The sequence below is a fragment of the Cytobacillus solani genome (genome assembly GCF_006704205.1).
Lineage (GTDB): Bacteria > Bacillota > Bacilli > Bacillales > Cytobacillaceae > Cytobacillus > Cytobacillus solani.
The window spans coordinates 3751005-3773003 of the sequence record NZ_CP041305.1 but is presented as its reverse complement, the minus strand read 5'-3'; the positions used below and the strand labels follow the sequence as shown (position 1 = coordinate 3773003).

Annotated in this window: 24 protein-coding genes; 3 read left to right on the top strand and 21 right to left on the bottom strand. The window is 36.4% G+C overall.

Features of this window, described 5'->3' with window-relative positions; all coding sequences use genetic code 11:
- Positions 1 to 16 precede the first annotated feature (16 nt).
- The 5 genes from FI644_RS18900 to FI644_RS18880 form a co-directional block, all read right to left on the bottom strand.
- Positions 17 to 601, bottom strand: coding sequence for a YpmS family protein (locus tag FI644_RS18900; RefSeq protein ID WP_053476677.1), 585 nt, complete (start codon positions 599 to 601; stop codon positions 17 to 19).
- A complete protein-coding gene (locus tag FI644_RS18895; RefSeq protein WP_053476678.1) occupies positions 598 to 1419 on the bottom strand; it encodes an SGNH/GDSL hydrolase family protein in 822 nt (273 codons plus the stop codon). Before FI644_RS18895 ends, FI644_RS18900 begins: the two co-directional genes overlap by 4 nt.
- 174 nt (positions 1420 to 1593) lie before the next feature.
- Entirely contained in the window at positions 1594 to 2169 is a 576-nt protein-coding gene (locus tag FI644_RS18890) for an SCO family protein (protein WP_053476679.1), read from the bottom strand.
- Between the two features lie 108 nt (positions 2170 to 2277).
- Positions 2278 to 3258, bottom strand: a complete 981-nt coding sequence (locus tag FI644_RS18885; RefSeq protein WP_053476680.1) for a nucleoside hydrolase — start codon at positions 3256 to 3258, stop codon at positions 2278 to 2280.
- A gap of 66 nt (positions 3259 to 3324) precedes the next feature.
- Positions 3325 to 4941, bottom strand: coding sequence for a sensor histidine kinase (locus FI644_RS18880; RefSeq protein WP_053476681.1), 1617 nt, complete (start codon positions 4939 to 4941; stop codon positions 3325 to 3327).
- 206 nt (positions 4942 to 5147) lie between these two features.
- On the opposite strand from FI644_RS18880, the gene FI644_RS18875 reads away from it, so the two are divergent.
- A complete protein-coding gene (locus FI644_RS18875; RefSeq protein WP_056685323.1) occupies positions 5148 to 5651 on the top strand; it encodes a PCYCGC motif-containing (lipo)protein in 504 nt (167 codons plus the stop codon).
- Positions 5652 to 5731: 80 nt separating this feature from the next.
- Here FI644_RS18875 and FI644_RS18870 read toward each other — a convergent pair whose 3' ends face one another.
- The 4 genes from FI644_RS18870 to ilvA form a co-directional block, all read right to left on the bottom strand.
- Complete coding sequence (locus tag FI644_RS18870; protein ID WP_053476683.1) at positions 5732 to 5983, bottom strand: DUF2535 family protein; 252 nt, start codon at positions 5981 to 5983, stop codon at positions 5732 to 5734.
- 91 nt (positions 5984 to 6074) lie between these two features.
- Complete coding sequence (gene tatC / locus FI644_RS18865; protein ID WP_053476684.1) at positions 6075 to 6833, bottom strand: twin-arginine translocase subunit TatC; 759 nt, start codon at positions 6831 to 6833, stop codon at positions 6075 to 6077.
- An 86-nt stretch (positions 6834 to 6919) separates the two neighbouring features.
- On the bottom strand, positions 6920 to 7117 hold the full coding sequence (locus FI644_RS18860) for a twin-arginine translocase TatA/TatE family subunit (RefSeq protein WP_053476685.1): 198 nt from the start codon (positions 7115 to 7117) through the stop codon (positions 6920 to 6922).
- 238 nt (positions 7118 to 7355) lie between these two features.
- On the bottom strand, positions 7356 to 8624 hold the full coding sequence (gene ilvA / locus FI644_RS18855; protein WP_053476686.1) for a threonine ammonia-lyase IlvA: 1269 nt from the start codon (positions 8622 to 8624) through the stop codon (positions 7356 to 7358).
- Positions 8625 to 8810: 186 nt separating this feature from the next.
- Here ilvA and FI644_RS18850 point away from each other — a divergent pair, with 186 nt between their 5' ends.
- Entirely contained in the window at positions 8811 to 9047 is a 237-nt protein-coding gene (locus tag FI644_RS18850; protein WP_053476687.1) for a hypothetical protein, read from the top strand.
- 326 nt (positions 9048 to 9373) lie between these two features.
- Here FI644_RS18850 and FI644_RS18845 read toward each other — a convergent pair whose 3' ends face one another.
- The 7 genes from FI644_RS18845 to FI644_RS18815 all read right to left on the bottom strand — a co-directional run bounded on the left by FI644_RS18845 (position 9374) and on the right by FI644_RS18815 (position 15880).
- Complete coding sequence (locus tag FI644_RS18845) at positions 9374 to 10105, bottom strand: lysophospholipid acyltransferase family protein (protein ID WP_142108713.1); 732 nt, start codon at positions 10103 to 10105, stop codon at positions 9374 to 9376.
- 103 nt (positions 10106 to 10208) lie between these two features.
- Positions 10209 to 10694 carry a dihydrofolate reductase gene (locus FI644_RS18840; protein WP_053476689.1) on the bottom strand — a complete coding sequence of 162 codons (486 nt, stop codon included), beginning with the start codon at positions 10692 to 10694 and terminating at the stop codon, positions 10209 to 10211.
- A complete protein-coding gene (locus tag FI644_RS18835) occupies positions 10691 to 11485 on the bottom strand; it encodes a thymidylate synthase (protein WP_053476690.1) in 795 nt (264 codons plus the stop codon). The genes FI644_RS18840 and FI644_RS18835 overlap by 4 nt, the downstream gene beginning before the upstream one ends.
- A 71-nt stretch (positions 11486 to 11556) precedes the next feature.
- Positions 11557 to 12258 carry an anthrax toxin lethal factor-related metalloendopeptidase gene (locus tag FI644_RS18830; RefSeq protein ID WP_142108712.1) on the bottom strand — a complete coding sequence of 234 codons (702 nt, stop codon included), beginning with the start codon at positions 12256 to 12258 and terminating at the stop codon, positions 11557 to 11559.
- A 188-nt stretch (positions 12259 to 12446) separates the two neighbouring features.
- Positions 12447 to 13061, bottom strand: a complete 615-nt coding sequence (locus tag FI644_RS18825) for a TerD family protein (RefSeq protein ID WP_053476692.1) — start codon at positions 13059 to 13061, stop codon at positions 12447 to 12449.
- Between the two features lie 67 nt (positions 13062 to 13128).
- Positions 13129 to 14238 carry a toxic anion resistance protein gene (locus FI644_RS18820; RefSeq protein WP_142108711.1) on the bottom strand — a complete coding sequence of 370 codons (1110 nt, stop codon included), beginning with the start codon at positions 14236 to 14238 and terminating at the stop codon, positions 13129 to 13131.
- 4 nt (positions 14239 to 14242) lie between these two features.
- On the bottom strand, positions 14243 to 15880 hold the full coding sequence (locus FI644_RS18815; protein WP_142108710.1) for a YceG family protein: 1638 nt from the start codon (positions 15878 to 15880) through the stop codon (positions 14243 to 14245).
- Positions 15881 to 16162: 282 nt separating this feature from the next.
- Here FI644_RS18815 and FI644_RS18810 point away from each other — a divergent pair, with 282 nt between their 5' ends.
- On the top strand, positions 16163 to 16411 hold the full coding sequence (locus FI644_RS18810) for a hypothetical protein (protein WP_053476694.1): 249 nt from the start codon (positions 16163 to 16165) through the stop codon (positions 16409 to 16411).
- On the opposite strand, the gene FI644_RS18805 is transcribed toward FI644_RS18810, so the two are convergent.
- The 5 genes from FI644_RS18805 to FI644_RS18785 all read right to left on the bottom strand — a co-directional run bounded on the left by FI644_RS18805 (position 16408) and on the right by FI644_RS18785 (position 21955).
- On the bottom strand, positions 16408 to 17211 hold the full coding sequence (locus FI644_RS18805; RefSeq protein ID WP_142108709.1) for an HAD family hydrolase: 804 nt from the start codon (positions 17209 to 17211) through the stop codon (positions 16408 to 16410). The two genes, FI644_RS18810 and FI644_RS18805, sit on opposite strands and share 4 nt — an antisense overlap.
- Positions 17208 to 18326, bottom strand: coding sequence for a cysteine protease StiP family protein (locus tag FI644_RS18800; RefSeq protein WP_053476696.1), 1119 nt, complete (start codon positions 18324 to 18326; stop codon positions 17208 to 17210). Before FI644_RS18800 ends, FI644_RS18805 begins: the two co-directional genes overlap by 4 nt.
- 193 nt (positions 18327 to 18519) lie before the next feature.
- The gene (locus FI644_RS18795; protein ID WP_075209172.1) at positions 18520 to 19887 is read right to left on the bottom strand and encodes a phosphoribosyltransferase family protein; all 1368 of its coding nucleotides are present in this window, start codon (positions 19885 to 19887) and stop codon (positions 18520 to 18522) included.
- Complete coding sequence (locus FI644_RS18790; protein WP_056685334.1) at positions 19814 to 21025, bottom strand: HpcH/HpaI aldolase/citrate lyase family protein; 1212 nt, start codon at positions 21023 to 21025, stop codon at positions 19814 to 19816. Before FI644_RS18790 ends, FI644_RS18795 begins: the two co-directional genes overlap by 74 nt.
- A gap of 156 nt (positions 21026 to 21181) precedes the next feature.
- Positions 21182 to 21955, bottom strand: coding sequence for a TerC family protein (locus FI644_RS18785; RefSeq protein ID WP_053476699.1), 774 nt, complete (start codon positions 21953 to 21955; stop codon positions 21182 to 21184).
- Positions 21956 to 21999: the final 44 nt, after the last annotated feature.

Sequence of the window (21999 nt, the reverse complement as noted above, 5' to 3'; positions counted from 1 at the left end):
CTGTTGTCACGCCTTTTTACTCTTTTACCGGAACTAATAAAGTAAACCGAATATCATCATTCTTTAAGTTGAATTCATCAACCTTTACTTTGACATCACTCTTTAATTTCATTTTTTGCAATGAAACATATATTTTTTCTTCGTTCGGATGAATGGTTACCCCTTTTGGAAGCTTGTATTTGTCGCCAATAAATTTTAATACATACGATACAGGTAATTGAAGCTTCCCTACAGATATAGACTTCTGCTGCAGAACGATGTCTCCATTATCTAAAACCTGTGGTTCAAACGTAAGCTTTAGCTGGATATCTTGACTAAATACCGGAATCAGCCCATATAACTCAACTTCATCATTTAATAACACTTTATAATCAATTGCCCCTGTCAATCCTTCTTTTTTGAGATAATGATTGATTACTTTATTTAGATCTTGTTTATCTGTCTGTATTTTAAAAGGGACATAATCGTCTGTATTTAAATTTTCTGCAATATAATTCTCCTCAGTTGCTGGTGTTTTCAATAAGATGAAAATGACCAGTATAAATATAACAATGAGGCTTAGCAAAAGAAAAAATAGCTTTTTCCATTTCTGATCCTTCAATTTCCATTCTCCTTGTTTTCAGTTGAAGCCTTTTCTAGTACTTCTTCATTTATTTTTTCAAAAATTCGATTCGCAATTAATTCATATCCTTGATCATTCGGATGGAAATAATCTGTGTGCAGAAGATTTTCTCCTTCATCATAGAAAAGATCTGCAATCCCTACAAAATAAGTATTGGGATATTTCATTAATACATCTTGACTTACTTGATTCCACTCCCCAATAATTTCATTAATTTCACGTATATCTGCAAACCATTTAAAGAACGGATTGTACAGGCCAACTAAGATGATTTTGCTATTTGGATTGTCGTTGCGAACGGTAGTCAATACTTCCTTCAAATTCTTTTCATATACTTTTCTTTGCTGACTAAATGCTTTGAGGTTCAAGTTTGAGAAATTCTCTCGTACAACCTTCATTACATCATTGCCCCCAATAGTTACAATGACGTAATCAGCTTCTTTCACAGCATCCCTTACCTCGCTTGATGCAATCCTTTTTAAGAGCTGATCCGATCGATTTCCTCTTATGCCAAAATTATCAAATAAAGCATCATTAATCGATTTGTCTTTTTCAAGCAGCTCCTCCAGATATGGGACATAGCCGCCACGATTCGTACTATCTCCAACACCTTGTGTTAATGAATCACCTACAGAAACAATTTTAACATCCTGAGGAAAAAATTCTTCTGGAACCTTTTCCTTGATCATTAACGTAACTTCTTTATGCTGTTCTAGTTTTTCATTTATGAACGTATTAGAATTGCATGAAGCCAAAAACAGTAAACTAAATAGAATGAATGGCAAGATCTTTCTCATATTATCACCCGGCTTATATAGAAAAGTGAAGCATCTAGCTGTAGGGCTGTTTGACACTTTCGTATTGATATTATAACACGTAAAATGGAATACATAACGTTTCAAACCTGATTGATCTGTAAGTAAATATTGACTACGAAAAGTTTCAAGAAAAAATAGACCTATCGACTAGGTCTATTGCAATGTTTTTATATCATCAATAATTTCTTCATATGGGACTTCTTTATCCCCTTTATACAACTGTTGAATTTTCCCTTCTTGATTAATTAAATAGAAGTATGATTGATGAATAACGATATCACTATTTTCCGGCTTTTGTGCGATTGTTTTGAAACCTTTTGCAAATGCTTCGATATCTTTCTGTTCATAACCAGTGAGAAAATGCCAATTCTTTAAATCTGCATTAAATTGCTTGCTATATTCAGTTAACACCTCTGGTTTATCAACTGAAGGATCTATACTAAAGGAAACAAATTCAATATTTTCAACTTCTTCCTTTTTTGCCATTTCTTGTAGTTTACTCATATTAAAAGTCATTGGCTGACAAATATCTGGGCAGGCTGTATAAATAAAATCTGCAACCCAAACCTTGCCTTCTAGATCTGCTAATCCAAAAGATTTATTATTTTGATCTGTGTAAGTAAAATCTGGAACTGGCCAGTTCTTAGCATCCTTTAACTCACCTTTGCCACATGCCGAAAGAAGAATGACTGTTAGTATGCTTATAATTGTCAGTAATCGTATTTTCATTTTTAATATCCGCTCCTATCCATATACGAACTTATTTTAGCAGACGTATAAGAAAGAAGGAAGAAAATTCGGTGACAAACTTGTGAACTAACTTTTAATCTTCTGTTTTTATGCAAAATTCCCATTATGATTTTTCATAATATCAAAAAAAGACTTAATAAAAGAACGATAATTAAACTGTACAGCAACATTATGAATTTTAAAGTCTTTCGATTCTAAATCAGGAGCTTTTCTGAAATCGCCAATACTTTGACCGAAAGCAATTCCTTGATCAACAACGACTTGAACAGGGGCTTCCTGATAGACAACTTCTGATTCGTTAAATAACGCCCATAAAGTAAATACGTCATGCAAGGGGCTCCCGCTTATACCTGGATTCGTTTTTTGATAAAATGAATAATAATAATCAACCATCGGTTTGACAATCAAACCCGTTTTGTTCTGCGTTTTTTGATAATGCTGATGAAGCGTATTTATAATAGATGGTGTAATAATGGCAGACATCGTTACATTTAATGGAATGATATGAAGTTTTTTTGGCGCCTCATTAATCAGGATTTTCGCAGCATAAGGATCCCCATAAAAGTTTGCCTCTGCGACCGGAGTTACATTTCCTGGAAAGTTAAATGCTCCCCCCATAATATAGAAATCAGTAATTTTCTTCATTAGATTTGGGTACAAAATAAATGCAGTGGCTAATGAAGACAATCTGCCGATGTTAACAATTAACAAGTTATTTTCATGTTGTTCGATTAATGGAACAATTTCGTTAAAGTTTTCCAGTAAATCTGGATCTACTTCCAATTGGGGATCTAAGGGGCCAAGGCCTTCAAAGCCATGCACCTCAGGATAGTAGACTGGTCTTTCACCTGTTAATGGAAGCACAGCTCCGCCAAATATTGGAATAGTCGTAATTCCTGTTACATTTTGTAGAAAGGCAGCATTTCTTAATGCATCCTTCCTCGAAACATTTCCATAATCTGCAACTATACCGACTACATTTATTTCTTTAGAAAAGAGAGCAAATATAGCTGCAACAACATCATCAATCCCAAAATCACTGAATAAAAGGACATTTTTCTTTTTCATCCTTACCCACCTCCTCTTCATTAACATATTCTGGAGGATGGAATAAATGGCAATATTTTCATTGCTTTATTCATCAGCTAATGGGATAAATATGTTAAATGTCGTTCCTATGCCAACTTCACTTTCTACCTCTATCTTCCCTTTCATTCTGTCAATAATCTGGTAGCATACCATCATGCCAATTCCCGTGCCCTTTTCCTTTAATGAGTAAAAGGGAGTGCCTAATCTATCCAATTCTATTTTTGACATACCTATACCTGTGTCACTAATTTTAAATACCCCATATCCATTTTCTTTAAAAACAGAAAGAGTCAGATTTCCTCCATCTTTCATCGCTTCAATGCCATTTTTTAAAATATTTATGAGGACTTGCCTTAACTCACTTGGATTGCTCTTTATGTATACCCCATGGTTTAAACTTATCTCAATTGAAATATTCTTAGACATCATCGCATATGAGTTCATTAAATCCATTACCCTCGAAGCAAATTCACCAGCATCTACCAGTTCCATATGTTCAATATCAGGCTTAGCTAAAGATAAATAATCATTGATAATCGTTTCTGCCCTATGCATTTCTTCAATCATCAATCTGATATACATTCGTTCTTCTTCACTCATCTGCTCTTTTGCCAAGAAGATTTGCAGAAAGCCTTTCACAACGGTCATTGGATTCCTGATTTCATGAGCAACTGAAGCTGCCAGCTGACCAATGGCATTCATTTTTTCTGCACGTTGGAGCTCACGCTGAATTTTTGTTCTTTGCAGAATTTGTTCCATTTCATCAATAGCCTCTTCAAATCGATGCAATGGAGCAATATTTTTATTAATCGTTCCAAATTGTTCAGTTGTTGCCGATAAACGCTCAAAAAGTTGGGATAGCTGATTTGTCATTGCATTAAATCGTTCGACCAATATCCCTAAATCTGACTCATCAGACGTTTTTAATTTCACCTCAAAGTTTCCTTTACTAACTTCATTAAATCCAGAAATAATTTCATTCACAGGGTTTAGGAATTTCCTTAGCCCTCTTTTCAATATGTAATAATATAATATTAATATAAGAACAAAGATTCCGATTAGGTAAAAGGTAATATTCTTTTGGTATTCACTTAGGATGGCAGCATTAATATCCATTGCTAAAATAGCAGCAAGTTTACCATTATGATCTAAAATTGGAACAAATGAAGTAATCCAATAACCTAATTCATCCCGATACAATGGACTAGATACAACCATCTCTTTTCGAATGGCTTCATTGAATGATTCTAAATATGTTTCATCAACCTCCAAGGATGAGAGTGACTTTACACCTTTTTTTTCGTAGTCTTCTGAGCTAACAAGAACAAATACCTCTCCATTAGCAGAAACTTCCGGTGAAAGTAAAACAGCGTTTGAATAAGGAGCATTTTCATTCACAATTGTTAAGCTATGCTTTAAGGATTGAAAAGAGGAATACTCCCGGTTTCTTTCCGCTTTTACTTTTGCAATGTCATCGATATCAATAATTGTTCCCCATAATGTTGACATTTCAACAACGCGAAACCGGAGCTGCTTTTCCATTTGCTTCGTTTGAAGCAATAAACTAATTCCAGCTGTTGCAATAACTAAAGTTAAGCTTACAAAAAAGGAGAATAACAAAATTTTTCTGAATAAAGGCAAGTTGTTTATTTGTTCCTTCATTATTCATTCACCGAGTCCTTTTTCCACTTTATAAATCTTCCATTCGACAGAGGTTTACATAAATCCTCTAAAAACACAAAATTTTACGATTTAAGCACAATTGAGTTTTTCATAAAAGTATAGGGCTGTTTTTTTATAATTCGTGTTTGCGATTATGCTATGATGGGATTGAAGTGAATAATAAGGAGAAAATAGGTGATAATTTTATGAAAAGAAATATATTTGCATATTTCCTATTCTTTACAACGATAATCATTTTGTTATCAGCCTGTTCATCGACAGAAGAATCAAAAGCAGATAAGAATCAAGACAAGCATTCTTATCATGCAGAAAATGGTGATTTACGAGAAACGACGGCCTCCCTTTCTGTGGCCCCTATATTTCTCGAAGATCAACATGAACAAATCCAAATGGTTTATAGTGCTGTCGGAGAATACCAGGATCTTTTAGAAGATATTCCATGTTATTGCGGATGCGGCGATTCAGCAGCCCATAAAGATAATTATGATTGTTTTATCAATGAGAACAAAGAAAATGGCGCAGTTGTATGGGATGATCATGGAACTCGGTGTGGAACCTGTCTAGATACAGCAGCAAAGAGCATTAATATGTTAAATGAAGGAAAATCAATTAAAGAGATTCGCCAATACATAGATGATACTTACAAAGAAGGCTACGCAGAACCTACACCAACTCCATTTCCAGGTTAAAGAGTCTGAGCAATATGCTCAGGCTTTTTTTATGCATGATCAAAAAAAGCACCGGCAAAATCTGCCGGTACTCGAAAATATTATGCATTATTTTTTAGTTCTGGAGTCTTAAATAATTTCTGGTAATCAGGCCATTTTAAGACTCTCTTCAAATACTCTCGATAAGAGTATATGGCATCCTTTTTCTGAACCCCATAAATTGATTGTATGAAGGCTTGCAAACGGACTTGAATCATGAAATAATCAGGGCTATTTCTGTTCAATACAGGAATTTCTGTGATCTTTACCTTCTGTCCAACAGCATTTTTGAACTCTAGGCTTTTGAATAGCAAAATATCAATCCTCTTTTTCACCCGTTTGACTATATTATACCCTAATTTCTGTTCAAAAACTGTCTAATTTTGGGGAGTAAAAAAATTTTTACTAGTTCTCGTCCAGCGTTTCAAATTCGTTGCTTTCTTCCCATTCCTTTTCTTTTTTCAGCTTACGCTTATAAACAATTTTTGATAAATTAATACTAATTTCATACAAAAACAGCAATGGTATCGCCACAAGAATATCTGACATAAAATCTGGCGGAGAAATAACTATAGAAATAACAATCAAAATAAAATACGCATATTTTCTGATCTTTTGAAGGGCATATGGATTAATTACACCGAGTGATGTTAAGAACATTATCACTACCGGCAATTCAAAAAGAATACCAAAAGGGATTGTCATATGCATGATAAATCTAAAATATTTATCAGCTGTAAAATTGGTCTCTAGCATTTGCCCCCCCAATTCAACTAGAAAACCTAGTACGGTTGGAAAAATGACAAAATAGCCGAAACAAAGTCCAATGATAAATAAAATAAATAGAGCTGGAACATACGATAGAGAAATTTTTCGTTCGATCGGTTTTAATGCAGGCTTAACAAATAACCATATTTGCAAAGCTAAAATCGGTATGGTCCCCGCAATTGCAATGACAGAGGCAATCATAAAGTAAACCCAAACAATGTCACTTGGACCAAGAACAATTAATTTTACATCAAGATCTCGAACAAACCATTGATAAATATCTTTGACATATATAAATCCAACAACAAAAAAAACTAAAAATGCACCAACTGTAATAATGAGCCTTTTCCTTAATTCATCTAAATGATCAACTAAATTCAATTCTTTATCTGTCATATTTTTCTCCTGCCAATTTGAAGTGAATATCTTATTAAACGATGAAAAACACGATAAAAAAAGGGCAAGATATTAAATCTCGCACCTTATTTAACCGTTTTTTTCTTATCGTCTTCTTCAAATTCTTCCATGACATCACTTGTTAATTCACGCGTAGATTTTTTAAATTCTCTTAACGTCTGCCCAAATGCACGACCGATTTCAGGTAATTTTTTTGGACCAAAAATAATTAATGCTAATACAAGAATTAATATTAATCCAGGAATACCGATGTTTGATAGCATAAAACATCCTCCTTAAAGTGCTTACTAGTCATTCTAGTATCATTATAGTGGTTTTAGCGCAGCTTGTGGGAAAAGAATAAAAAAGTTCATATTTAGTTCACATAAAAAAACTAATTTTTGAATATGTGACTTTTTTCATTTCTATCTTGAACAATTTAAATTTCTTTTCACTAGCCTTTCCTATGCCATCCATTTACGGACAGCCATTCCTACATGTACTATATTACTCCTAAACCAACTAAATAAGCAAATGGAAAAGGTTACTGTCCTTATTTATCTCCTTATAAGCGAACCCCTTTTTATCCATCCGCTCAATTAAGCTGCTGTAATCTCCCTTATTCTTCAACTCAATTCCTACTAATGCCGGTCCATTTTCTTTATTATTTTTTTTCGTATATTCAAAGCGAATAATATCATCTGATTTTCCAAGCACTTCATCGAGAAATTCACGTAAGGCCCCTGCACGCTGAGGAAAATTAACAATAAAATAACGCAACAAACCCTCATGCAATAAAGACCGTTCCTTCATTTCTTGCATCCGTTCAATATCATTATTCCCACCGCTTACGATACATACAATATTTTTCCCTTTGATTTCCTCTTTATACAAATCCAATGCGGAAATTGGCAGCGCACCTGCTGGTTCAGCCACAATCGCGTGCTCATTGTACAACTCAAGAATCGTTGTACAAACCTTTCCCTCAGGAACAAGCAAAATATCATCAACCAATTCAGAACAGATATCAAAGGTTTTTGATCCTACACATTTCACCGCTGCCCCATCTACAAACTTATCAATCTCATCTAATGCGATGACAGCCTTATTTTGAAAAGAAGTGAGCATAGATGGTGCTCCAGCCGGCTCAACACCAATAATTTTTGTATTCGGGGAAATGCTTTTAACATATGTACTAATTCCTGCGACTAGTCCTCCGCCTCCAATGCTTGCAAAAACATAGTCCACTGGCTCCTCACAATCATTCAGTAGTTCGACAGCAACCGTTCCTTGTCCGGCAATTACTTTCTCGTTATCAAATGGGTGGATAAAAGCACTCTGATCTTCCTCAGCACATTTCATTGCCTGTTCATAGGAATCATCAAAAGTATCACCTATGAGAACAATATCGACAAATTCCCTTCCAAACATTTCAACTTGAAATACTTTTTGTTTAGGCGTCGTTGCTGGCATAAAGATCTTTCCACGTACCCCTAAATGACGGCAAGCATAAGCAACACCTTGTGCATGATTGCCTGCACTTGCACAGACAACCCCATTTTTGACCTCTTCTTCATTCAATGATTTAACCGAGTAGTATGCTCCTCTCAGTTTGAATGATCGTACATGTTGTAAATCTTCCCTCTTCAAATAAATATTACAGCTATATTTCTCTGATAGGCGTTCATTTTTTTGCAGTGGGGTATGGGCAACAATATCCTTCAATTGCTGGTATGCAATCAAAATCTCCTCCAACTGCACCCATTTTTTCTTCATTACCTTCTGTTCCATATGTCCCCCTCATTTCTCTTCCGATATTAATTTGTTCATTATACCATGTGAGTTTTTGATTTCAATCATATAATTTAAAAATTTTTATTTTTCCGATATTTAACTGAATAGAAAAGAAGGATATTTACATATACTAATCGAAAGTTAAGTAAAACAGATTCCTATAATTTCTCGGGAGGTGGAAAAGTGGAGTTTTCATTATGCAGTCTTGACTGTGCACTGCCGGTGGAAGTGACATTGGATGAGGATAACGGGCGGTATATGATTCGCAAAAGTGATTCAAGTGGGGAGTTTTTCAACACTCCACACGAATTAATCCAATGGGTAAAAAGTAATTTTTCTCCTGAGGAATTTTGTGATCCAAATGAGTTTCAAGTCATGGTGAATGCATTAACAGACTATTTGATCAATCCGACGTACTAGCCTACACATGAGCAAAGCAGCAAAAGGGTATGAAACTGCAATAGTTTCATACCCTATTTTTTGTTATGCACCCTTATTATGTAAATTTTAAAAAACTTGAAACTAATTCGATCGTTACTAACAAATCAGAACTTGTGGCTATTTTGGACTGCTTTTGACTTTTAAAGTACAATCTTGGCTGAACTCTAAACCGCTTCGGACTGCTTTCGTATTTCAAAGCACATTCTTGTCTGAACTTGAAGCGCCTCTATAATCGTTAAGAAATGTCCTAATACAGTTGTACCAATTTTGGTGCCTTCAGACACATTTTCAGGAGTCTTTGATTGTTACGAAGCTTTTTTCTCTTTTATAAAGCTCGAAATAATTATATTTCTTACGTCTGTGGCAATTTCTTTCATGTCTTTTTCACGAATCAAGTGTGGTTCAATTGGCTGGCAAATAATAATTTGAACATTTGCAGGACGAACAAGCCGATTATTCTTTTCAAAAATATCTGCGGTGCCCTTTATTCCAATTGGAACAATCGGAACCCCAGCATCCTTCGCCAATCGTAAGCCCCCTGCTTTAAAATCCCCAATAGGTCCACCCTTGCTTCTTGTACCTTCAGGAAAAATAACGATGGAATGCCCGCTCTTTAGCTTTTCAACCCCATCCCGAATAGATTTGACCGCACTTCTCCGATCTTTACGATCAATGAAGACACAATTCATTACTTCCATCCATGATGAGATAATCGGTGCCTTTTTCACTTCTACCTTTGAAATAAAACCAAATGGCTTATCAATACACGCTAATAAAACCGGAATATCAAAATCACCTTCATGATTGCATACGAACACAACTGGACCTTCAGGTAAAAATTCCTGTCCCTTCACTTCCACCTTTGAGCCAGTGATCTTCATGATTGTGCTTGACCATTTACTAGGTAATTGATGAATGAGTCGATCCCTTTCAGCAACTGGCATTTCTGGATGTAGCTTCTTCATTTTTGCTAGAGTCGGCAAACTATAAACTAAATAGCTAATCATATATACTACAAATGCGATTAATCGAATCATGCTGTTCCTCCCAATCTATCTGCATCTTATCATTATATAATAGATAGGCTATTTTAACTAGGATCAAAAGAAAAGCTGCTCACATATGAGCAGCTTCTGTACACTATTTTTTTTCATAAATCATAAATTCATAATCATATGGGTTCTTCTCATCTTTAATGCCTTTTTCTCGAGAGAGCAAGGACCATTCTTCCAAATTTAGTGCTGGGAAAAAGGTATCTCCTTTAAATTCATCGTATATTCGAGTTAAATAAAGCTTGTCCGCATCAGGCAAAATGAGTTTGAAAATTTCCGCCCCGCCGATCACAAAGATTTCCTCTTCTTTTTGTCGGCTATATTCAAGAAGGGCTTCAACTGAGTTTAGGACGGTACATCCTTCACATGTGAATTCAGGATTGCGAGTGATTACGATGTTTTCTCTTCCAGGAAGCGGCCGTCCAATGGAATCCCATGTTTTCCTGCCCATTGCGATTGGATGTCCCATCGTAGTTCTCTTAAAAAACTTTAAATCTTCTGGAAGATGCCAAGGAAGCTGATTATTATAACCAATAACATGGTTATTGTCCATTGCCCACATGAGTGAAATCATACACTTACCACTCCTTTAATATGTGGATGTGGATCATATTCCTCGAGAACAAAGTCTTCAAACTGAAATCCGTTGAGATCCTTCACTTCTGGATTTATTCTCAATTTTGGAAGAGCTCGCGGCTCACGGCTTAACTGTAGCTCAATTTGTTCGAGATGATTTAAATAAATATGTGTATCTCCAAATGTATGGATAAATTCACCTGGCTCTAAATCACAAACCTGTGCAATCATAAGTGTAAGCAGAGCATATGAAGCGATATTAAATGGCACACCAAGAAATACGTCTGCTGAACGCTGATAGAGCTGGCATGATAGCTTCCCATCTGCTACATAAAATTGAAACATACAGTGGCATGGAGGCAAAGCCATTTTATCAAGGTCACCGACATTCCACGCATTTACGATCATCCGTCTTGAATCAGGATTTGTTTTTATTTGCTGAATGAGTTCGCTGATCTGATCAATCGTGTTCCCGTCTGCCCCTGTCCATGAACGCCATTGATGACCATATACAGGACCAAGCTCTCCGTTTTTATCTGCCCATTCATTCCAGATCCTTACACCATTATCTTGAAGAAATTTGACATTTGTATCCCCATTTAAAAACCAAAGCAATTCATAAATGATTGACCGCATATGCAGCTTTTTTGTTGTTAAAAGCGGAAAACCTTCTGCTAAATTGAATCGCATTTGATAGCCAAATGTACTAATCGTGCCCGTTCCTGTTCGATCTTCCTTCTTCACTCCTTTTTCAAGGACATGCTTGCAAAGCTCTAAATATTGTTTCATTTCAACCCAACCTTTTATTTTCGCATTGTTTTTATTGTATCAAATTGGGAGGGGTAAAAAAATACTTTCCTCTATTTTAAGCTTTTCATAAAACGATATGTTTCGGGTGCCTTGGCCTTGAGCAGATTCCTTGAATCCCCACCAAGGAAATACATCGCAAAGGTCTCCGCAAAATATTCTTCAGGAAAGGTTAAGAAATAATCCTGTGCTGGGAATATTAACGGTTTTTCCTTCTTCCAAATCTTTAAGAATTTCTGATTATTACGCATCCCATCATAAACATAGCGATCAATAGAATGAGCTAGCTCATGAAGCTCTAAATTCACCGAACTATGACCACTTCCCTTATCACTGAAGCCAATCTTCACTAGGACTGTTTTGGACCCTCCAATGCCAGGTACGTCATCCCATGTTGTTCCGCCATTATATCCTCTTGGAATCATTCCTTCAAGATGGGCTGCCGTTGGATTATCAGTTAGTCTGCCAATAAATAATTTAAGTTTAATATTTTCTTCCCCTACTTTTGATAATAAGGAAAATGGCAAATTATCTACTCTAGAAATAATTTGTGAGGCTTCACGCTCATCAAATGGGTCCGTTGGTAAAAGAATAATACTTCCAAGAACAGATGGAGAATTAAGCACAAGTGATTTTTTTAAGGTTGAGTGACTTGGATAATCTTTTAGCTGGATACCACCCATTGCTGCTTGAGAACTGCCCATTAATGCTAGAGAAATAAACAGGATAAATATAAATAGGCTCACTTTTCGCATAAGAAGTACACCTTCTATCATTCGTTGAGGTCAAGTGATTTTTAATAGAATACTATTATTATATCATGTGGGAATATCTAATTGAGTAGTTGTTATCTAGAAGAATATAGGGGGCGGTCCAATGTTTTCCAAAAAAACAGGACACAGACAATATTGTCTGGTCCCTGCTTTAAGCAACATTCAATTGATTAAGAGAATGAACGGACAACATCACCTAAGCCTGGTGCTGACGTCCCAGTTCCCACTGCTGCAAACTTCCACTCATTTCCATGACGGTAAATTTCGCCAACAACTAGACATGTTTGTCCACTGTAATCATCGGTTAAGTTAAAATGGATCATTTCTTGATTATTAGCTGAGTTCACGATACGAATGAATGCATTTTGAATCATTCCGAAATGCTGCTTTCTTTTCACACAATCATAAATATTAACCACAAAGACAAGCTTGTGTACTTGAGAAGGTACACGGCTTAAATCAACTAAGATTTGCTCATCATCGCCGTCTCCGTCTCCTGTTAAATTATCGCCTGTGTGCTGGACACTACCATCGCTGCTCTTTAAGTTTCCGAAATAAATGACATCACTGTTGCTTCTAATTTTTCCATTTTCACCAAGCATAATCACGGACGCATCACAGTCGATATTTGCACCTCCTCCGCCACCTCCGAATAAAGAGCCAAGCAGCCCGCCGCCACCACGGTTTTGAACCGGATCCCAGCCTAGGCCTACCATGATTTTTGAAAGACCTGGATTTCCTTTTGTAAGATCAACACGTTGTCCTTTTTGTAAGTTAATTGCCATCATTTTCACCTCATAATTTTATTGGTTGTAATTTTATGTAAACAATTGGCAAAAAACCAATTGCCTATTAACCTTGCAGCTTAATTTTTTTAAAATTATCCTGAAGCTGTTCAAGTCTTCTTGTTCCTTCTTCACGCATACGCTTATTCTCTTCTTCAATTGCTTTTGTTTCCTGCATTCCTTTAATAATGATGTTCCAAGACTCTTCAATGGTTTCAATCTTAATGCTTGGACTACCTGCAAGTCTTGCAATATCAGCACTTTGGGTAGAAATATTTTGTGCATTGCGCAAAAGCATTTCATTTGTTCTTCTGTCAAGCTCATTCATTGAGTCAGCCACAAGCTTCTGTCTTTTCGCTGCAACGGCTTGAATGATTCCATTTTTGAATATCGGAATTGTTGTTACAAAAGCTGAATTAATTTTCCCGATAAGCTTTGTGTTTCCTCTTTGTAAAAGACGTATTTGGGGTGCGGTTTGTAAGGAAACCATTTTCGCCATTTCCAGATCATATACACGCTGCTCTAGTAATTCAATGCCATTTCTGAGGGTATCCAGCTGCATCGATGCCATTTGGTCGCCAGCAGCTGCTCGTGATTCCAGCTGGGGAAGCTGATTGGCTTTCAGCTCATCCGCCTTCATTTGCCCTGCTACCGCATATTTTTCAAGTGCTAAATAGTATTGATAGTTCTGCTCATACATTTGATCCAGCATGGTTGTCGATTCAACCATCTCATTTTGGTACTTTGAAATTTCTACATATACCTTGTCAATTTCATGTCCCATCGTTTGATATTTTCCAAACAGCTTATCAATAAGCTTTTCACCTTTTTTGAACAGCTTTCCGAATAATCCGCCTGAAGTTTTTTCAAAATCCTTCTTATCAAACTTATCCATGATACGACCGAGCTGCTTTAATAATTCACCTGAATCTTCGACCTTTGTTGCTCGCATATTGCCTAGAATTTGATCGGAGAAACGAGAGATTTGTGTTGCTGGCTCTTTCCCGAATTCAAGAATTTGAATTTGATCTCGTTCATCAATCGACCGTGCTAGATTTTGCACTTCTGGGTCTTGACGAAGAGCCAGCTTAATTTCTGAAGCAGTGGTTTCCGTCAATTTATCTTCTGTTGGTTTCGTTAATGTAGGATCAAGATTTGTTGGCTGTATTTGATTCATTGCTTCAATCTCCTCTTAAATTTTTGAAAATGCCCTTTACTCTATTTAACAGTGATGGTTCTTTAAATTCTTGTTCGAAAACTACATCCTCTAGCCAATGGACATCATAGACCCCTTCTTCAATAAAGTTTTCTAAATCATTATGCCCTGGAGGATTATACAAAACAATATCAATGCCAAATTGATTAAGTAACAACAGCAATGCAGCGTCTGTTCGCGTCATCGTGCCATTAAGCTCATTATTATATAGAACTAGCTTTGGTACGTCCTGGGAATAATCAAACTTTTGCAGAAGCTGCAAAATACTGACAGGTATTTGCATTCCTTGAGTAAAGAGAAATGATCCGAGTTCCTCTATATCCTCATGATAAACCGGCTTAATGTAAGGTCTCGCACATATATTACGGATAGCCGTTGCAATCCCGTTCTGAAGCCCTGTTGGCAATTGCTGATACTTCCAATAATGAGCTGACACCATTTTTTTCGTATCGAGTAAGCCATCATTTCCGAGTGCATTTCGATAATGAAAACGGAAATCGTTGTTAACATTATTCGTGAATGGAAACCTTTGGATAAGAAGACTATGATCCATTTGGGTAATCATCTGTAATCGATCCCAATATTCTTTCCGGTTCTTGCTCACTCCCTGCACCTTAGCAAAAATAGCAGGAATTTTCACTTGGCCATTCTTCACCTCAAAGTTTGGCCGTACCATTGCCTTTTCCTTAATTAAAAGAAATAGTTCATCATAGGTCGTTTTCAACGTTACCGATAATGGAGTATACTCTCGAAGCTGCCACGGCTTATAAAATCCCGAACCTTCATGGTTTAATATGGATTCAATTTCTCTAGAAGCACGATAGGCAACGGTAGAAGAACGCCTGCTTTTTTCAGTTGGGAATGGCTCAGGCTGTTTTTGCTCCGGATAGTTGTGAATAAACGCTTTCTCTAATTCTGTATGACCACCAATTGCAATGTCATCCCCGGATGGAGAGAAAACAATGATGTCACATCCCATTTGGAATAAATAGTATAGAAAATAATGCTGGCTTTTATTCGAATTCCCATACCATAAAAATTTTGGCATCGACTTTTCAGGGTTTACCTTATTCCAATCCACACCAAGATGATTAATGGTCCATTTAATGATATCAACAAGGACACGTCTCAATTCCTGACTCTTTAATCCCTCTGGTTCCTGGATTGAAAACAGCTCGAGAACAGCAATCATCGCTTCTCTTGTTTTCCTATGTAATGAAGGAATGGTTGATTTCAGTAAAAGCTGTTCTCCATCAAGGAAGGCAACAAATCGATTAATTGATAAATTCTGTTCCCGATTAATATTCAAAACCTTTTGGATGGATTGAAATTGCTGATTATCAATCGTTTTATCAAGGGTGTCCTCGCTTAGCAAAACAAGTCCTGCTGCTTCCGTATGAATAAAATCATACAGCTTGTTGTAGTACTCATCTTCATCTAATGGAACACCCAAAAAACGAGCAACCACTTGACCAAAATGAATCGTTCTTTGTTCAATGGAAAATTGCGGCCTTTCCTTTGTTTCTTTTTTTAATGTTGGTAGCCAATTCTCATTAGAAATCGGCAATAAATGAGGTTTCATTTGACTATATGTCTCGTTCATTTAATAATCCCTTCCCTCTATGAGCGAAAGACTGTAATAAAGAATAATAAAAACTACTAAAATCTAACTCCAAAAAGGAATGGAGTTAAAAATAAATGTAAACTTATTACCATGATACCATACGTGCCATTGAATTCTAAAACGATTCCTCCAAATATCATAAAAAATCATTCAAGTTCCTGCGGCTAAACCCGCATATCGTAATTTTCTTTCGTTTTATCCTTTCACCTTTCAACTTGTCCATGCATATAGTTGAGTACTATGATTAGAAGGTGAGCAGCTATGAGGTTTCTTTATAGAAGGGCAAAATACCGTACACATGAATTGGATACAAAAGTAGTAGAGGATGTTTTGAGTTCTGACTTTTTTATTTTCATAGATTTGTTTTTTTGGTCACTATTAATGACCCTACTCACATTATCCCTTCATTTTTCATTACTTGGGGCATGTACCATTTTTATTAGTTCCTATATTTTTGGAGCAAGCCTGCACTTGTTTTTAAGAAGATGGATGAAAGAACCACAAAATTAAGAGCTCTTTTCTGTCGCTGCGTTTGAAATCCTATGTAAAATTTCTTCTCCCGCCATCACTCCTTGCTGAACAGTAAATAAATATTTGGAACAATGAATCCCCTCATTTTTTAATTCACCATGGGAAGGAACAAATGCGTAATCACATATTTTTAGGAAATCATTATCAAGGATGGAATCACCCGCACCAAAAACAGTATGGATCCCTTCCCTTTCTTTAATAAACTTAACTGCTTCCCCTTTACAAACTGGTTTCGGCATTAAATACAGCTTTCTTCCTTGGATGGAAATTCTCCAGCCGCTCGTGTCTGCAATTTTTTGAATAACATTCTTTGCATCCAGAGCTAATGGGGCCTCTAAAATATAATAAAAGAAAAGATTTTCTACTTTTTTTAAGGCACCATTTATCTCCAGCCCGTTCATTTCTTCCATCATTTTCTGAAGAGGTACACACTCATTTTCTAGCCGTTTTTGAACGGATTCTCTCCATTCCTGAAGGGGAAGACCATTATAAATGATTGTTGCTCCATTTGATGTGACTGCATATTTTAAGCAAAAAGACTCTGTAAAAATAAAAACTCTTTTATATTGCTCATATGTTCTCGTTGTAACAGGGATAAATAAAAGAGAAGCAGCTAGGTCCTTTAATAAACTGTATGCTTTGTTTGTCATGAAGGCAACTTCTTGAGCATTTTTTAGCTCAACAGCAATTAGATCGCTTACTGTTTGCTGCTTAAAATCAGCGAGTGCCCGATTGGAATAGATCAGGGTACGGTCTAAATCAGAGGCAAACATCATCATTGACTATCACTTACCTTTTTTATTAGTCCACAGCAGGTATAGCTCATGTTTGGATAATGAACGACCTCCACGTTTCTTTCTTTAGCTAGCAGCGAGATATGCCGAACATATGGACTATCAGGATCTTTCATTAATATTTTCCAAGGGACTCTGCGGAGCAAGACTCTCGTTGTTTCTCCGACCCCCGGTTTGATAAAATGGGTGGAATCAACATCAAATTCTTTAGCCATTCTTACCACTTCATCCATCCCTTTAAAAGCAGCCTCATTTTGATTTTTCAGTAACCGTTCAGACTCTTCAAATGCCTCTTTCTGGATCGCTGGAAATTCCTTTGAAACAATATCAATATACTCATTGGAAACATCGGTATCAATCAAGTTTTCATAATATTTAGCCCCATGAAAGTCTTTCGGTCCGATCAATTGATCATTTAATACCGTTCTGCTGACTAAGCCTGAAACAGTAGAATTTAAACATGCGCTCGGGATGAGAAAATCCTCTCTTGTTCCATAAAGACTTGTACATTGTCCTGGGTCTGCCAAAACAGCGAGTGTATCATCAAGAACAATCCCGTACTTTTCCTTATATACCTTGCATGCTTTTGTCAATTCAATTGATATCGCCCCTTTTCCAGTCCAGCCATCAATGAACTGAATTTGTTTTTCAGGATGATTATTTAGAATATGATGAATAGCATTTTCATCGATTCCTTTGTCCCGGATAATCGAGATGCTATAATGTGGAAGATCCACTTGATATTTTGATAGAATATAACGTTTAATGAGAACGCCAATTGGAGTCCCTGCACGAGCTAAAGACACCAAAACAGTATTTTTTCCTTTTTGGTGAAAAATTTGCTCAGCAACAATCCCCGAACATAAAGCAACCATTCGCTTGTACTCTTCAAGCGTTTTCCTGAAAACCTGCATATAATGTGCTGGCGGCTGGTACTCAATAGGCAATGTCTCACTATAATGCTGCCCTGACTGAATATTTTTCTCTCGATTCTCAGTAGTGCCTTCAAGCTCATAGCTACTTAAATCCTTTAATAAAAAAATAACATCATTCTCATGATATGAGCCAAACTGACTTTTTTTGTCTATAACTTTATTCATTCTAACAACTCCCATTAGAAATACATATGCGCCCCGCATAGCAACGTATGGACTGAAGAGCTCCGCCTAAGATAAAGAAAACACGAAGATCGATAACGATTCGATGTTAACTTATCGAAGGGAAGCGACCGAAGTACAATAGCTGCTGGCCGCTGAAGCTAGACAGTAATCAAAATTCAAAGATACTAAATTCCTAACCATTAAAGAAAACTACTTTTATTTCAGGAATTTTTGCTTTCATCAGCTCATTTAGCATTGGCTGCAATTTATCCATTGAAACAGCTCTTTCAAAAAATACGAATAACTGATCATATTCATTCGGAGGAATATTATAAACAAACTGCTTGATTCCCCAATCTTCTGGGTTTGGAAAGGCGATCCCATATTTTGCCCCATATTGTTTGTGATTTTCTATATATATCGGACTTCGTGTGGTTGATTGGTAGCTGACTCCTTGTCCCATATAGGAAGCTAGCTTCATCGGCACATACATAAATTCACCTGTCCCAAGACAAAGGACTTTTTTCCCGGTTCTCACAGTTGCTAAAAATTGTCCTATTTCCTCAAGTGATTGATCAATCAGCTTATTCGATCCGGCACTTAAACCAAAGCGTCCCGTTTCAGTTGAAAAAGGAATATCCCTGACTACCCTCTCTTGGGAAATAGAGGAATAATTAATTGGTGTTAACTCATTAGAAAATCTTTCATTTATATGAATAGTCGATACTGCTGCCGTAGGACATATACTCTCTGTTTCTTCGGATAATTGTTCTTCAATCTCTGGGGAACCTGCTACCTCGATGTTCCCTTTAAGTAAACTAACTGAATGAATGGTAATTCCTAGTTCATGTTCAAGTTTTTTATACAATTGTAGATGTTCTTCCGCACGCCAATCCAATATGGAGACAACTGTATACATCTTTCTTGGAAATCTTGCATGTATGGAACGAATGATATTCACATTTGTTTTTCCTGTCGTCATTTCATCATCGACAAGTATGATTTCACGATCGTTATTTAGAATCGATTCATCTACATAGCAGCGGTGAGATGTCGCATGTGAGTGCTCTTCCTCAAATGTAATAACCGGGGCGATTCCCAGCAGTTCCTCCCTTGTTGTATGGAAGAAATCCGCCTGTTTAAAAGAATGATAGAATGCATGTCCAAGTGCAGTAGCTGTTTCAGCAAAGCCGATGATGACAGGATTCACTCGTTCATCAATAAATGGATCGTCTACATACCTTTTTGAATCGTTTAAGAACGAGAAAAGCAAATCCTCCCTGCATCCTGTCTCAATCCCTTTCACCGTTTCTATATAACGGTTTGCCAGCAATGCTCCGGTTAATAGCCCCATTTTCGGATTGATTGGAATATGCTTTCCCAATACTTTACTAACAAATAGAAACGATCTTTTTTTATTCATTCTGGCAGCCATCTGAAATAAATCATCCAGTGTTAGCCCATATGGATTATCCGTAATTTCTATCTCAACTGTTAACTGGTTCAGGATTGGAAGTGTTAATTTCATTGGTAAGCAGGTCAATGTATGTGTATTCTTCATTTAGCACCCCGTATATTTCTGATTTCAAAAGTACTTTTTGCGCCCAATAATAATGAGGCTTTATTTCATTCATTTTATTTTGGAACGCACTTTTCATTACCCCGATTTCCCCATTCGCTTGGCTAATAATGCTTTTTGCATCCAAATATTCTTCATAGGTTACAGTATTCAATGCCTGAACAGGACGTATATGTGTCGGATGAATAATTGTCTTTCCAGTTAATCCATTCGTAATATCCATCAGAATTTCCCGAATAAGGCCATCCATATGCTTATCAATTAACTTCGATCTTAAATCTATTCCATCCTGGCCAAAGCGTTCACGAAATGGCGTTTGTCTTAATTGAGGCTTCAGCATTCTTTCCTTCGAAGAAAAGTACTCCCATACAGGACCTGAGATAACGTACGGATGATCGGAGCGTAAAAATACATTGATAATATCTGATATACAATCTCTTATTACAGCAATATCATATACCGTTGTATCTGAGTTTCTGCGGATGCCATAAAGACCACAAAAATCAGTTGCACCAATACGAATATTTAAAATATATTCCTCATACTGATCAACGAGAGTTTTAATAGAAAGAAGCTCCCGTAGCCTCGTTTCCTTTTCAATCACTTTTTTTGTTTCTAAAATGGGTAAAGCATATAGTTGATGTCCTCTATCATTTAGTAGTTTAATTTCTTGTAAAATGGGTTCGCCATGTTCTGGAGAAAATTTAGGGATAACAAAGCCCGTGAGCAGTTGCAGCCCTTTCTGTATACGATTTTTCAGCCGCATAAATTGATCAATATCCCTTATCCGAATAAAGATTAACGGAAGGTCATCCTCATTTAGCAAACCTTTCTCCATCTCTTGACTTAAGTTGTTCAGTTCCTCAATGAGAAGTGTTTCAGCTACCTGTACTTCTTCGTCACCAATCGCATCCTCTAAATCAATAACCATCGAAGTCAGTCCGGCGTGTTTCTTCGATAGTAAATCTTGATGGATGTTAGGCCGGGTTGCTGGCATATAAAGGGTTGCACCTAGTGCATACGCAAGGATTTTCCTCTGAGAATTTTTTGAAAAATGATAAGGTTTTTTATAGAAAATTCGGTCATATTCTTCTTCATGAAGATCTGAAAATAATCTCATCCCACTAACTCCGTTTCAAAAAAATAAATAGGTCTTTGATTATAACTTTATAAAAGATAGGATAGCATAGAATCCTCATTAATTCCCTTAAAAAGGTAAAAAGAAAGGGAGCGGACAATTGTCTGTTCCCTTTTGGTTTATTGATTATGCAATTAATTATTCTCCACTAGTTGCTTCTTTCTTTTTATTCATGAAGTGGATAATGAATGTAGCTGCAAATACAACTAGTAATAGGATGAAGAAATAAATATGTTCAATATGAATGCCGAAAACACCCAATAGCATTTTGGCAGAAATGATCAAGATGAGAATATATGCAGAGGTTTCCAGTTCAGGCACTGCATCAATTAATTTCAAGAATACGCCTGCAACTCCTCGCATCATCAATACACCAAGCATTCCTCCGAGCAACAAGACCCATACTTCCTGGCTAATCCCGAAGGCAGCAAGAACACTATCAACGGAAAAGGCAATATCCATTATTTCAACAGCTGCAACGGTTCCCCAAAATGTTCCAAATAGTCGAATGAGGATGCCGCCTTTATTTATTCCTTGAGCTTCTTCTTCATCTTCACTATCTGCTTCTTTTTTCTTATCAATGAAATATTTAATTGCTAGCCATGCAAGATATCCTGCTCCTAATACTTTTACCCACCAAAGTTCGATTAAGAATACACCGATCCCAATCGCAATAAAACGGAAAATATAAGCACCTAGCAATCCATAAAACAATGCTTTTTTTCGCTGTTTTTCTGGTAAATGCTTAACCATAACCGCAAGAACGAGTGCATTATCCGCTGATAAAAGCCCTTCCATGATAACCAGTGTTCCAATTAATCCCCAGCTGACTGGATTTGTTAAAACCTCTACCCACATTCCCCAATCAAAAAACTGGGCATAGGTATTTAATATACCTTCTAAAATCGCCATTCTTGTATGTTCCTCCTGATTATATATCTATAATTTTGATTTAA

What these genes read in the sequence shown, in the direction of transcription:
- FI644_RS18820 (WP_142108711.1), bottom strand. Translation starts at nt 14,238, where the DNA reads ATGAATCAAATACAGCCAACAAATCTTGATCCTACATTAACGAAACCA.
- FI644_RS18810 (WP_053476694.1), top strand. Translation starts at nt 16,163, where the DNA reads ATGAGGTTTCTTTATAGAAGGGCAAAATACCGTACACATGAATTGGAT.
- tatC (WP_053476684.1), bottom strand. Translation starts at nt 6,833, where the DNA reads ATGACAGATAAAGAATTGAATTTAGTTGATCATTTAGATGAATTAAGG.
- FI644_RS18815 (WP_142108710.1), bottom strand. Translation starts at nt 15,880, where the DNA reads ATGAACGAGACATATAGTCAAATGAAACCTCATTTATTGCCGATTTCT.
- FI644_RS18785 (WP_053476699.1), bottom strand. Translation starts at nt 21,955, where the DNA reads ATGGCGATTTTAGAAGGTATATTAAATACCTATGCCCAGTTTTTTGAT.
- FI644_RS18840 (WP_053476689.1), bottom strand. Translation starts at nt 10,694, where the DNA reads ATGATTTCACTCATGTGGGCAATGGACAATAACCATGTTATTGGTTAT.
- ilvA (WP_053476686.1), bottom strand. Translation starts at nt 8,624, where the DNA reads ATGGAACAGAAGGTAATGAAGAAAAAATGGGTGCAGTTGGAGGAGATT.
- FI644_RS18885 (WP_053476680.1), bottom strand. Translation starts at nt 3,258, where the DNA reads ATGAAAAAGAAAAATGTCCTTTTATTCAGTGATTTTGGGATTGATGAT.
- FI644_RS18800 (WP_053476696.1), bottom strand. Translation starts at nt 18,326, where the DNA reads ATGAATAAAGTTATAGACAAAAAAAGTCAGTTTGGCTCATATCATGAG.
- FI644_RS18875 (WP_056685323.1), top strand. Translation starts at nt 5,148, where the DNA reads ATGAAAAGAAATATATTTGCATATTTCCTATTCTTTACAACGATAATC.
- FI644_RS18825 (WP_053476692.1), bottom strand. Translation starts at nt 13,061, where the DNA reads ATGGCAATTAACTTACAAAAAGGACAACGTGTTGATCTTACAAAAGGA.
- FI644_RS18880 (WP_053476681.1), bottom strand. Translation starts at nt 4,941, where the DNA reads ATGAAGGAACAAATAAACAACTTGCCTTTATTCAGAAAAATTTTGTTA.
- FI644_RS18890 (WP_053476679.1), bottom strand. Translation starts at nt 2,169, where the DNA reads ATGAAAATACGATTACTGACAATTATAAGCATACTAACAGTCATTCTT.
- FI644_RS18805 (WP_142108709.1), bottom strand. Translation starts at nt 17,211, where the DNA reads ATGATGATGTTTGCCTCTGATTTAGACCGTACCCTGATCTATTCCAAT.
- FI644_RS18845 (WP_142108713.1), bottom strand. Translation starts at nt 10,105, where the DNA reads ATGATTCGATTAATCGCATTTGTAGTATATATGATTAGCTATTTAGTT.
- FI644_RS18830 (WP_142108712.1), bottom strand. Translation starts at nt 12,258, where the DNA reads ATGCGAAAAGTGAGCCTATTTATATTTATCCTGTTTATTTCTCTAGCA.
- FI644_RS18835 (WP_053476690.1), bottom strand. Translation starts at nt 11,485, where the DNA reads ATGAAACAATATTTAGAGCTTTGCAAGCATGTCCTTGAAAAAGGAGTG.
- FI644_RS18860 (WP_053476685.1), bottom strand. Translation starts at nt 7,117, where the DNA reads ATGCTATCAAACATCGGTATTCCTGGATTAATATTAATTCTTGTATTA.
- FI644_RS18790 (WP_056685334.1), bottom strand. Translation starts at nt 21,025, where the DNA reads ATGAGATTATTTTCAGATCTTCATGAAGAAGAATATGACCGAATTTTC.
- FI644_RS18795 (WP_075209172.1), bottom strand. Translation starts at nt 19,887, where the DNA reads ATGAAGAATACACATACATTGACCTGCTTACCAATGAAATTAACACTT.
- FI644_RS18895 (WP_053476678.1), bottom strand. Translation starts at nt 1,419, where the DNA reads ATGAGAAAGATCTTGCCATTCATTCTATTTAGTTTACTGTTTTTGGCT.